Genomic DNA, 12,407 nt, shown 5'->3' with positions numbered 1-12,407 from the left:
AAGGTTTAGCGAGAGTCTATAAAAAAATAACATCATCAATCACCGATTCGCCCACATCTTTATTCACCAGATCTATGAGTTTGGTTTTTGCCATAAACAGTTCCTGACGTAAAGGAGAAGAGTCAATACGCAAGTATAGAATGCGATTTTTAACGTAGATTTCTTTGGTTCGGGAAGCAATAATTTTGCCCATCATTCGCTCCCAAAAAGTTTCCAGATAGGTTTCATTGAACTTCGACTTTAGATTAAAAGTCTTCAGAAATGCTTCGATGGCATCTTTGAGAGGCGTGGCCTGCGAACGACGAGCGGTTTCTGATGGCATCGGTCAATGAATTTGAATGAAGTTTGGTAATGAGATGATTGGCTTTATAATCATATCATTATTAAAATGACAGAAAATTACAGCTATTACAAATGTGGTTTCCGAAAATCTTTTATTTCAATAATTCAGCTACCTCAAAACTTACTGTAGCCTGTTCTGCACTGATTTTCACCAAAGGATTTTTGGGCAAAGGAATACTTATTTTATCATCAAAATTGATAGCCAGATTTTTTGCAGGCACTTTCAGATAAAATGTATCCTGATACGCTTTCAGTGCCGATGCAGGACCTTCTATAATTATCTCAGCCGGAGTTATATTTATCAGGCTGGCTATCACAAAATTTTTCTCTAAATCTACTCCTATACTATCTATTTTCAGTACTACCTTCTTTGAATATTTTCTTTCAAAATTCAGGGCAAAGGTATCGGTAACGATATAATTTATTTTAGAGTTTTTCAGCTTTGCCAGCAGTTTTTCGGTTAAAACAGTTGTATTCAGTTGTCCTTCCTTTTCCGGATTTGCAATTTCATACAATACCGGAGAAACATGGAAAGAAAAATTATCTTTTAATAAATTCCAACCCGTACTCGACAAACTCACCTTGATTGTTTTAGGCAAAGGTGTAACCGGAATATAGCGTGAATCGTCGTATATTATCTCTAAAGGATAATTTATCTTGGTTGTATAGCCCGATTTATTCAGGGCGTTTAGCAGCCAGAATATAGCGGCAGCTAAAAAACACAAGATTAATGTTTTAAAATTCATACAATTTAATGCGCTTGCAAGGATATCCAGCTATTAATAGCTACTTATTTCTTTCTTGCAATTGATGTTTTTTCAAAAGTTAATCTTGCCCCACCACCTGCCGAAATCGTTACAGTTGTTTCATCTTTTGAAACTATCTTGCCATGTAGCCCGCCGAATGTTACTATTTCATCGCCTTCTTTCAGTTCTTCTACCATCTTTTTCTGGTCTTGTGATTTTTTCTGTTGCGGACGTATCATAAAAAAATAGAATACCGCAATCATACCAACCATCATTATTATCGAAAACATTCCGTTTCCGCCTTGTGCTTGTAAGAGTACCATTTTAAATTGTTTTATCTTTATTAGTGGGGGTTATTTCATTACTTTTTTTGCTTTGTCCAACAATGCCTGTGTAGAGTCGCCTGTTTGTTTAGACAATACCTCGGCTGTAAATGACAGCACCGTCTGTGGTGGAATAGCATTAGAGTAGATGGTTACAAATTTTTTGTTTACCCCTACTTTGCCTAAGCTATTAAAACGCACAACAATCTTGTCTTTCTGCCCTACACCAACCGGAGTTTCAGGTTTTGAAGCAACAGTACAACCGCATTGTACCTCTACCCTCAGAATCTGCAAAGGACTCTTGCCTGTATTTGTAAATATAAATTCGTGTTCTTTTATATCACCTTCTTTCAGGGTGCCAAAATCAAAACTTTCTTGTGCAAACTCAATCTTAGGTGCATTCTCAACAACAGCCAGTGAGTCGGCACTACTCATATTTGATTTTGAATCAACAAGGTTACACGAAAAATTCAGACCTCCCAAAATTACGACAGTAAACAGGCCCAAAAGTATTTTTTTCATTATTTTATAATTAAACTTCTTGTAGCGATTAATTTTTTGATTTTATCTGATTCATTAAAGACTCTACATCTTCCAACAATTTTTCGGCTTTCTGACGGGCTTCGCTTACTACTTTTTGTCCTTCAGCTTTGGCAGAGCTATCGCCGCCTACTACTTCCATCGCTACTTCATCACCTCTTTCAACCAGATCATTGATAAATTTCTGTAATTGCTCACGGTATCTCGACAAACGGTACGACAGCTTATCTCGGGTGATTTCTCCCTTATCAGGTGCATATAAAACACCTAAAGCGGCTCCTGTTGCCACACCTACTAAAAATGAAATAAATGTTCTTGATGAATTGCTCATAATACCCTTGTCCCCAATGGGATAGTTAATAATGGATAATAATTTAATTCTGTTTCCGACCTCAAATTAAATGCTTAGCATCGGAATATTCAATTTAGAACATGTTTGAATTTTGTTTTTCTGACCGAAAAGCAAAGATTTTTGAGTCAAACAAGCGGACGCCGCGCGGGCGTATTTTGCAGATGTAGCAGGCAGCTACATCGAAAAAATACAACGCAGTATGGCTCAAAAAGATAGCTTTGAAGGTCGAACAACAAATTTTAAACATGTTCTCACTTATTGTCTAACATTCCCCTTCCGCTTTTGCGAATCTTACCTGCCTCTTTCAGTTCTTTTGAAAGACTATCCAGGATACCATTCACAAACTGACCACTTTTCGGAGTACTGTAATCTTTTGCTATTTCAATAACTTCGTTGATCGTAACCTTAATAGGAATACTCGGATAATTCAGCATTTCAACCAGAGCCATTTTCAACAGAATCTGGTCTGTTTCTGAAATCCGTTCAATTTCCCAGTTTTTCAACTTCGGAATCAGTATTTCTTCGAGTTCTTTTTCTTCTACAATACTTTTACGATACAAAGTTTGTAAAAAATCTTTTCTTTCCTCCCATTCTTCATCTAAAAGGGCAATTTTAAATTTATTATCTTCTACAAATGACTGAAATGTGTGCGTAATGGCGGCACGCAAAGTTTCAATATCGTCAATCCAGTACAAATCCTGTTTTTCAAAATACTCCCATGTCAGTTCATTTTTCAGAATCACATTTTTAAGTAAGTATTTCAAAAACGAGAAGTCTTCTTCTAAAGTATGATTTCTCTTGGCGCAGTACTCGATATAATGTGCATTGTTGCGCAATACCTCACGGTATAGCTTGGCAATGAGCACCTGTTCGGTACTCCAGTTGACATTACGACGAATAGCTTGTGTTTCGAGAAGTCTTTCCTGACGAAGTTTTTTAATAATCTGATTATCAGATAGTTTCGATTGAGCAGTATCTCTTTCATCAGCTCCGGCACGATCAGCCAGTTCAATAAAGAGCAATAAAATCTGTAAGTAAAAATCATAGACCCTTTCAGCCTCTAATATCATTCTACCGGCATAGTGTTCAATGTCTTTTTTGTTTTTAAGCAGAAAAAAATCCTTGGCCTTTTCTACCGACATTTTCACTTCCTGCGGGGCACTGAAATCATCTTCCTGCTGACGGGAAAACGCTTCCTGAAGCAACTGTTGTCCTAATTTTTTGTATCCCTCTAATTTCTCACGATCCTGAAATTCCATTGAATTCAAATCTGGAGCAAAATCATCTGCAATGAGGTCTAATGATAACTGGAAATTCGCACCCTCAGCTTGTTTATAAGCATACAAGGCTTGCATCGCACGAATCCGTATGAGGCGTCTGTTAAGCATGGGCGTTCAAAGAACGATTTTATTAAGCTGCAAAATTAATAAAAAATCAGCAGACTGCCTAAGACCCATTGTCGGAATTTGTTATTTACCCATTTTACTACATGATAAAAAAACAGGTTTATGATAATATTTCAGCACAAATTTTGCTATGAATTTCTATCAGAGAAATAGTGGAATAATTATATAATATTTTGCCAAAAATTCCATTATAATATAACATCTGCCCGATTTGATAAAACTATAGGTTGTTGAACGGGCAAATGCTTGAAAAAATCAGATTTTTTATTAGATTTGAGAAAGAAAATTAGCCTGCGATGAAAAGAACTTTTACTTATATCCTGACACACTTACTCCTTTTCAGTAGTTTATTTGCTTTTGCACAATCTTATTCGGGCGAGCAGATTAAAGAAGATTTGACTGCTCTCAAGAACGAAATAGAGAAATATCATCCCGACCCCTACAAATACATTTCTAAAGATAAATACCAGGCTTTGCATGATTCTGTTGCCGGAACGATTAAAGGAAGAATGACCCTGCGTGAAGCCTATTTTGCACTTTTGCCTATGGTGCAAGCCATTGGCTGCGGGCATACCCACATGATGCTTGACCGCCGTCTGCTGGCTAAGAGTACTTCGTCTTCTGAAAGACCCAAATACTTTCCTTTCAGTGTCCGTTTAATTAACGACCAGTTGCTGGTGTCAAGAAATTATTCTGCTGATAAAAAAATTACCCGTGGTACAGAAATAACCGAAATTGATGGGCAGCCTGTTAAAAAGATAATAGAAAACTTAGAGAAAAAATCTTATTACAACGGCGATGGCATTAATCCTACAGCTCGTAAATATTACGCTATTCGTGAATTCCGGAAATTGTATTATTTATGGAAAGGCGAGCAGGAAACTTTTACCATCAGCTACCGCAAACAAGGGCAGGAAAAAGCTAAAACTACTAAAATAGAAGCCAAAGACACCTATTTTATGGAGAAAATGCTGGAAACACGCTACCCCGATGTAGACGAAGATACTACGGGTATGGTTTCTTACAGAGTAATTGACTCTACAAAAAAGGTAGCGATGGTTGATGTGCGCTCTTTTATGTATGATTTCAGTACGATGAGCCGAGGAAATTTTGAAGGCGAAACCAAAAAGATTTTCAGAAAATTACAGGAGAATAAAATAGAAAACCTGATTCTTGACCTAAGAGGTAATTCGGGCGGTTTGTTAGAATATTCTATCTTCTTGCTTCGGTACTTCACCAATCAGCCATTTGATGCTTATAGCCTGGGCTTTCGTGATGAGAGTTTGCAGAGACTGAAACAGGACTATAAAAAATACAATGGCGGTTATGCCAGAGAGGCGGCATCAAGACTCAATACAGAGTTTTCGGTCAGAAATCAGGATGGCTTCCTGGAAAGTAAATATGTACAGAAGCAACGCCCGCACGACGAATTCAGGTTTAATAAGAATGTATATGTATTAATGAATGGCGGTACTTTCTCGGCAGCGGCTTTGCTGGTTTCTAAACTGCATAATATGGGTGTGGGTACTTATGTAGGCATGAGTTGTGGCGGGGCTTACGACGGTTGTTCGGCTGCTCAGTTTTCAACCATTCAGTTGCCTAATACTTCTTTAGAAATCTCGTTGCCATTGGGCCGGATATTGTATAATGTTGATGCCAAAAAATACAATAAACCTATTTTACAACCTGACTTTGAAGTAAGTGCCAATCTTGATGATTTTCTTAACAACGAAGATACTGTTCTGAAATTTACTTTAGACCTGATTAAGAAAAACATTAAAATCAGATAATCTACTTTTTTTCGTTAATTGCATAGGTACGATAGACAATAAAAGTCTATCTTTTCTTCTTAATTTATTGAGTCGATAATCATGAGGCAGAAACCTCCTGATTTTAACAAAACCTTTCAAAGTGCTTAATGAAAAAACTGCTCGTTATACTATTCTCTATTTTTTCCCTCAGTAGCTATGCCCAGAAACAAACATTTTCGGTAGAAGAAGTAAGGGAAGACATGGCAGTACTGAAACGGAAATTTGAGAAGCTACATCCCGGTATGTATTATTACAAAAGCAAAAAAGAGTATAATCAGATCTACGATTCGCTTTACAATAGCCTCACCCAACCCCTTACCTATCTTGAAGCATACAGAGTACTGGCACAATTGGTAACAGCCGTAGAAGACGGGCATACCAATATACGATTTGACTCGAAACGCTTTCATGCAAAGAAAGTAAAATATGTACCTTTTTTTCTGCGCAGAATTAATGATAAATATTACCTCAGCATAAATGCCTCCAGAGACTCTACCATTGTGAGAGGCTCAGAAGTTATCAGGATAAATAATGAACCGGTTGAAAATCTCATAAACAAGCTGAAAACTTTTGTATCGAGCGATAATGATAATGAGGAAACAAAAGAATATTATGCAACTGCCTTGTTTTCCAGCTTTTATTTAAGACAATATGGCGAAATTGACTCGGTAACCATCAATTATCGGCTACCATTCAATAATACAATTTTCAGAAAAAAACTGGCTTGCCTCACCAACGGAGAAATCAATAAAATCTCTGATATGCGTTACAAAACATTTAAAAGGCCTAACCTTGCCGTAAAAATTGTAGATAGCCTTAACCATATTGCAGTACTTGATATTACTTCATTCAGCATGACTGGTAAGTTTATGGACTTTAGGCAAAAAAAATTTAAAAGAGGTCTGCGGAATAGTTTTAAAAGAATCAAGGAAAAAGGCATAGAACACCTGATTGTTGATTTCAGGGCAAATGGTGGGGGGTATATTCCGAATATATCCCGACTGATGAAGTATCTGTCTCCTACTCCTTTTACTATCATTGATACGATTGCTTTTAAAAAATCAGCCTATTTTACCATTGCAAAACCTTATTACATTAGCCCTCCGCTTGTGTTCTGGATGGGTTTCCCCAAAAGAAAAGGAGATTTTATGTATCGGGTTAACAAACAGAATGATAATAATAAACCGATAAAAGACCTTGCTTATAAAGGCAAAACCTATTTCCTGACCGACCCGGGTTGCTATTCGGCTACCACTTTTACACTCAATTTAGCCAAAGATATGGGCATTGGGCAAGCATTTATCGGGCAGACTGTAGGCGGTGCCAGTTGGGGCAGCTTTGCCGGTTCATGGGAGAATTTCAAGTTGCCTCATACAAAATATGTGATTCATACGCCGCTTTATAAAATCACACATCGCCTGCCTAATCAGAAAAACAAAGGATTTTTTCTTGACTTAGATTATGAAGTAAACCGTAATTACGAAGAGTTATTAAAAAATAATACCAGTGTCATAGATTTTACGGTAGATATGATTCGGGCCAGTAAAGCTGCTGTTTCAAGGTGATTTTCTCCAAACAATTTTGATTATAATAGTGTTAGAAATTTTCCAGTCATGAAAAAATTGTAACTTCGGGGACTTTTTAGACACTTTCTTTAAAAATGGCAATTAAGAAACCTTCCAAAAGCAAAACTACAAAGAAAACTAAGGTAGAAAGTCCTAAGAAAATATCTTATTATCGTAAACCCGAAAATCTTACGCTCGACCAATGGCAGGTAGCATTACGCAAGCAATTTGGTGAAGACAATGAACATGAGTTCAGAATTTTAAACCTTGGTACACAAGAATTTTACTCCGATTTTCAGGTAACTAATACTCAGACTAATAATACTTATAAAGTAGCTATTAGAAGTGCCGACGATAGTCAGAATTTCTGCGAATGTTTCGATTTTAAAACCAATCGTTTAGGTGTATGCAAGCATATTAGTGCCGTAATGCACTATCTGAGCCAGCTGAAAGGTTTTAAGAAAGCCATGAAAGAGGAGTTTCATCCTCATTATACTTCGGTTTACGTAGATTACAGACAAGGGCGGGAAATAAAAATCCGTATCGGTTCTATTAAAAAAGAGGAGTTTGAAGAACTGTCGCAAACATATTTCGATGCCAATGGTACTTTGAAAGATGCTTCATTTGCTGTTTTCGAACTGTTTTTAGAGAAAGCAGCCGCATTAAGCAATTCTTTCAGATGCTACCCTGATGCGCTTGATTTAGTGATAGCCGAACGGGATAAGATTCGTAGAAGAGATTATCTGTGGCGGATTATGCCCGATGGTGAAAATGACAGATACTTTGACGATTTAATAAAAGCTAATCTGTTTCCCTATCAAAGAAAAGGTGTTTTTTTTGCTGCATTGGCCGGAAAAAGCCTGATTGCTGATGAAATGGGGCTTGGTAAAACCCTGCAGGCTATTGCCACAGCCGAATTATACAAAAAAGAACTGGGTATCCATCGGGTTCTGATTGTCTGCCCTACTTCGCTTAAATACCAATGGAAAGCCGAAATTGAAAAGTTTACTGACAGCAGTGTATATGTAGTGGAGGGAAGTCTGCAAAAACGAAAAGACAGGTATTGGCGAAGTGATGCTTTTTATGTGGTGGTGAGTTATCATACCATGACACACGATTTAGACTGGCTTAACCGCATGGAGCCCGATCTGGTTATTTTAGACGAAGCCCAGCGTATCAAAAACTGGAAAACCAAGGTTGCGCAACAAATTAAACGAATTGTAACGCCTTATTCTATCGTTCTGACAGGCACCCCTTTAGAAAATAAACTCGAAGAACTATATTCTATTATGCAGTTTATTGATGTGTATCGTTTAGGCCCTATGTATCACTTCCTGAATGAACACCAGATAGCTGATGATTCGGGTCAGATAATCGGTTATAAAAATCTGAATAAAATTGCTGAGAATCTGAATGACCTACTGATACGACGAACTAAAAAAGAAGTGCTGTCAGAATTGCCTAAAAGAATGGATAAAAATCTGTTTGTGCCTATGACACCCCAACAGATGAGACTTCATAATGAGTTTGGCGACAATGTAGCGAAAATAGTAAACAAGTGGAGAAAATTTGGCTTTTTGAATGAAACAGACCGCAAGCGTCTGGTACTGACCTTGAGCCAGATGCGTATGGTATCTGATAGTACTTATGTGCTTGACCAGAAAACCCGTCATGATACAAAAATTGATGAAGTGATGAATATTTTAGATGAGGTTTTTGAAACCTCTGACGAGAAAATTGTCATATTCAGTCAGTGGGAACGTATGACAAGGTTGGTGGCTCGTGAGTTGGAAAAAAGGCATATAAAATTTGAATATTTGTATGGTGGCGTAGAGAGTATCAAAAGAAAAGATTTACTGGAAAATTTTCAGAATATTCCCGAAAGCCGAGTATTTCTTTCGACCGATGCAGGAGGTGTAGGACTTAATTTACAGAATGCATCCTTATTAATTAATTTAGATATTCCCTGGAACCCGGCTGTTTTGGAACAGCGCATTGCCCGAATCTATCGGTTAGGACAAGAAAAAAACGTTTCTATCATTAACCTTATCTCATCAGGCACCATCGAAGAGCGCATGCTTGAGGTGCTGCAGTTTAAAGATGCGATGGCCAAAGGGGTATTAGATGGAGGCGAGGATACCATTTTTGTAGGAGAAGACCAGTTTAAACGATTCATGGATTCGGTTGAAAATCTTGTACCGCAGGAAACCACAACCGAAGTACAGGAAACACCTGAAAGCGAAGAAGAAAGCATTAAATACGAATTACCTGATGAAATTCTGGTAGATACACCTGAAGGTGCCACTACCTTTATGGGTGATGATGATGTAAAAGAAGTTAGTCAGACACCTACCAATGGAGCAAGTACCAGTGCCCCGGCGCAGGAACTATTACAGAATGGCATTAATTTTTTTGCACAATTGGGTAAAACCTTAAAAAGCCCCGAGGCAACTAAGGAATTAATCAATAGTATTACACAAAAAGATGAATCAGGCAGGGTTTATCTGAAGATTCCAGTTGAAAACGAAGAGGTAATCAACAATGCTGTGCAAGTATTGAGCAACTTATTTGGGGCATTTACGAAACAATAAAAAGGCATATTATACCCATCTATGTCTCATTTGTTTATTTCATACAACAAAAACATGGAACATGAAAGAGAGTAACAATACCAATGATGTAATACTGATAGGTGCGGGTATTATGAGTGCCACGCTGGGTACTTTTCTGAAAAAACTGGAACCTGACTGGCAGATAAAAATATTTGAACGCATGGACAGGGTAACGGCTGAATCGTCGGAAGCATGGAATAATGCAGGAACAGGTCATTCAGCTTTCTGTGAGTTGAATTATACCCCCGAAATGGAAGATGGGAGCATTAATATTGACAAAGCGGTGAAGATTGCTGCTTCATTTGAAGTATCTAAAGAGTTCTGGTCAACTTTAGTGCAAGAGGGTATTATAGAAGAGCCGACAAACGTGCTTCGCCGGATTCCACACATGAGTTTTGTATGGGGCGATAAAAATACCGAATACCTGCGCAAACGCTATGAGGCATTAAAGAAGCATCATTTATTCAGTGATATGGAATTTGCTGATACTTATGACGAGATAGCCCAATGGATGCCTCTGATTATGGAAGGGCGTGATAAAAAAGACACATTGGCTGCTACTTGCATGGATATTGGCACCGATGTTAATTTCGGAGCTTTATCTCGTTCTATGTTTTCATACCTGGAAAATGCCGACGGGGTTGAGTTACACCTGCACCATGAAGTAGAGGACATCGAACGTCTGGATAATGGCGATTGGAAACTTGAAATAAAGAATTTAGATACCGGAAAAACTCATACTTATACCACAAAATTTGTATTTATCGGTGCCGGGGGTGGCTCATTGCCATTGCTCGAAAAATCGGATATTCCTGAAGGCAGAGGTTATGGAGGTTTCCCGATAAGTGGTAAATGGCTGGTTTGTAACAAACCTGATTTGATAGAACAACATTGCGCCAAGGTATATGGAAAAGCGAGTGTAGGGTCTCCGCCTATGTCGGTTCCTCATTTGGATACCCGTGTCATTGACGGCAAAAAAGCACTACTATTCGGCCCTTATGCAGGCTTTTCTACCAAATTCCTGAAACATGGTTCTTATATGGATTTACCACAGTCTATTAAGTGGGGCAATATATGGCCTTTAATTTCGGCAGGCGTGCATAATATTCCGCTAACCAAATACCTGATAGAACAGGTAACACAATCACCCGACGACCGCCTGGAGGCTTTATTAGAGTATATGCCTACTGCAAAAATGGAAGACTGGGAATTGATGGACGCAGGGCAACGGGTGCAGGTAATTAAAAAAGACGAAAAAGAAGGCGGCATTTTAGAATTTGGTACAGAGGTGGTATATGCGCAGGATGGTTCGTTAGCCACCTTACTTGGCGCTTCACCGGGTGCTTCAACTTCTGTATCTATTATGCTTGATTTGATGAAGAAATGTTTTCCCGGTTTAGAAGCTACTGAAAAATGGCAAAAAGAATTGAAAAGGTTAATTCCATCCTATGGCCAGTCATTAGCCAAAGATGCCGCATTAGCTAAAGCCACTCGTGACAAAACAACAGAGGTATTGCATTTAAGGGAAATGGCTTTTTCTTGAGTTTATTGAGTGATGAACTGTGTTAAAAGTCAATAAAAAGTCGAAATATTATTTGGCAAACTCAAAATCATTGACGAACAAGGTTTGGTTTTTAACCACCCCAAAAACTTGTCTGATTAATTTGTTCATCACGGCAATCATAGCGACTTTGTGAGCTTTACCCAAGGCTCTTTGCCTTTGATAAACAGCCACACAGGCCAGGTTATATTTTTTAGCACTTCGGGCAGCCATATAAAGAATCGCTCTGACATAACCCAGTCCGGTTTTAGCCAGCCCATAGTTTTTGTGTACACTTTTGGAGGAGTGTTTTTCGATGGGAACAATTCCTAAGAACTTAAGTACTTGCTTGACATTGCTAAAGTTCTTAAACCCATCACTGGCGATAATCAAAGCATTGGCAGAGGCATCACCGATACCCACTACTGATTTGATTAAACCAAACAAGTGTTTATGTTGGTCATCATCTAAAGTAAAGAGTTCCTCTTTAAATTTAGTGATTTGTATTTGCAAGGTCATTTGCAATAATTCTAAACTTTCAATGACTAACTTGTCAGCTCTTGGGTCAAAAGACAAGGCATGAAGTTGATTCTCATAGGCTTGTTTCTGAGTCATTAAAGTGGATAAATGTTTCCTTTTTTGTCTGAGATGATGCAAATGCTCATCTTCGATACTGGTGGGAGCAGGTTGATAATTGGCTCCATACAAGCTTAATAAGGCTGCATCCACTCCATCATGCTGATGAGTAACTTTCATACTTTTGACAAACCCTTTGCTTTGGCTTGGAGTGATTACACTAAAAGTAATCTCATGAAGCGTTAAAGCATAGCTTAATGGAAGATTATAAGTACCAGTTTGTTCAAAAATAATATGTACATTTTCACCAAGTGTCTCAATCCACTGATTGATAGCTTCTATAGTATTGTCGATAGTTTGTACAGGAAGTTTGATGAATTTGGATGAAGCTTGACTTAAGCCCTGAGCGATGACTAACTCATGGCTTCCCACATCGATACCTATGTACTGTTTGTTTATAGTCATTGTTTTAAAATAGTTTATTTCATGCTTATAACATCATCGTTTGAAGAGATCTATGTCCCAGTGAACTGTCCATAATCGCATGAAGTGGGTAAGTTGGCTATTAGCATCACTCCAGATATATTTTACCAA

At 38.0% G+C, this 12,407-nt stretch carries 11 protein-coding genes; 4 read left to right on the top strand and 7 right to left on the bottom strand.

What is annotated here, in order from left to right:
- Positions 1-16: 16 nt before the first annotated feature.
- From EWM59_RS20760 to nusB, 6 genes are all read right to left on the bottom strand, one after another.
- Complete coding sequence (locus tag EWM59_RS20760; protein ID WP_130023172.1) at positions 17-322, bottom strand: DciA family protein; 306 nt, start codon at positions 320-322, stop codon at positions 17-19.
- A gap of 112 nt (positions 323-434) precedes the next feature.
- Complete coding sequence (locus tag EWM59_RS20755; protein ID WP_130023171.1) at positions 435-1,088, bottom strand: YbbR-like domain-containing protein; 654 nt, start codon at positions 1,086-1,088, stop codon at positions 435-437.
- A gap of 44 nt (positions 1,089-1,132) precedes the next feature.
- Complete coding sequence (gene yajC / locus EWM59_RS20750) at positions 1,133-1,411, bottom strand: preprotein translocase subunit YajC (RefSeq protein WP_130023170.1); 279 nt, start codon at positions 1,409-1,411, stop codon at positions 1,133-1,135.
- A gap of 30 nt (positions 1,412-1,441) precedes the next feature.
- The gene (locus tag EWM59_RS20745) at positions 1,442-1,933 is read right to left on the bottom strand and encodes a DUF1573 domain-containing protein (protein WP_130023169.1); all 492 of its coding nucleotides are present in this window, start codon (positions 1,931-1,933) and stop codon (positions 1,442-1,444) included.
- 28 nt (positions 1,934-1,961) lie between these two features.
- Positions 1,962-2,282 carry a YtxH domain-containing protein gene (locus EWM59_RS20740; RefSeq protein WP_130023168.1) on the bottom strand — a complete coding sequence of 107 codons (321 nt, stop codon included), beginning with the start codon at positions 2,280-2,282 and terminating at the stop codon, positions 1,962-1,964.
- Positions 2,283-2,554: 272 nt separating this feature from the next.
- Positions 2,555-3,691: a transcription antitermination factor NusB gene (nusB, locus tag EWM59_RS20735; protein ID WP_130023167.1), complete on the bottom strand. Its 1,137-nt coding sequence runs from the start codon at positions 3,689-3,691 to the stop codon at positions 2,555-2,557.
- Positions 3,692-4,005: 314 nt separating this feature from the next.
- Here nusB and EWM59_RS20730 point away from each other — a divergent pair, with 314 nt between their 5' ends.
- From EWM59_RS20730 to EWM59_RS20715, 4 genes are all read left to right on the top strand, one after another.
- Positions 4,006-5,499, top strand: coding sequence for a S41 family peptidase (locus EWM59_RS20730; RefSeq protein ID WP_130023166.1), 1,494 nt, complete (start codon positions 4,006-4,008; stop codon positions 5,497-5,499).
- Positions 5,500-5,627: 128 nt separating this feature from the next.
- Complete coding sequence (locus EWM59_RS20725) at positions 5,628-7,085, top strand: S41 family peptidase (RefSeq protein WP_130023165.1); 1,458 nt, start codon at positions 5,628-5,630, stop codon at positions 7,083-7,085.
- 95 nt (positions 7,086-7,180) lie between these two features.
- Positions 7,181-9,676: a DEAD/DEAH box helicase gene (locus EWM59_RS20720; protein WP_130023164.1), complete on the top strand. Its 2,496-nt coding sequence runs from the start codon at positions 7,181-7,183 to the stop codon at positions 9,674-9,676.
- A 28-nt stretch (positions 9,677-9,704) separates the two neighbouring features.
- On the top strand, positions 9,705-11,240 hold the full coding sequence (locus EWM59_RS20715) for a malate:quinone oxidoreductase (protein WP_262709295.1): 1,536 nt from the start codon (positions 9,705-9,707) through the stop codon (positions 11,238-11,240).
- A gap of 48 nt (positions 11,241-11,288) precedes the next feature.
- Here EWM59_RS20715 and EWM59_RS20710 read toward each other — a convergent pair whose 3' ends face one another.
- Complete coding sequence (locus EWM59_RS20710; RefSeq protein ID WP_130021068.1) at positions 11,289-12,278, bottom strand: transposase; 990 nt, start codon at positions 12,276-12,278, stop codon at positions 11,289-11,291.
- Between the last annotated feature and the right edge of the window lie 129 nt (positions 12,279-12,407).

This window comes from Emticicia agri, assembly GCF_004168285.1.
Taxonomy (GTDB): domain Bacteria; phylum Bacteroidota; class Bacteroidia; order Cytophagales; family Spirosomataceae; genus Emticicia; species Emticicia agri.
Note: the sequence above shows the minus strand (reverse complement) of the source record. Positions and strands in the feature narration are given on the sequence as shown.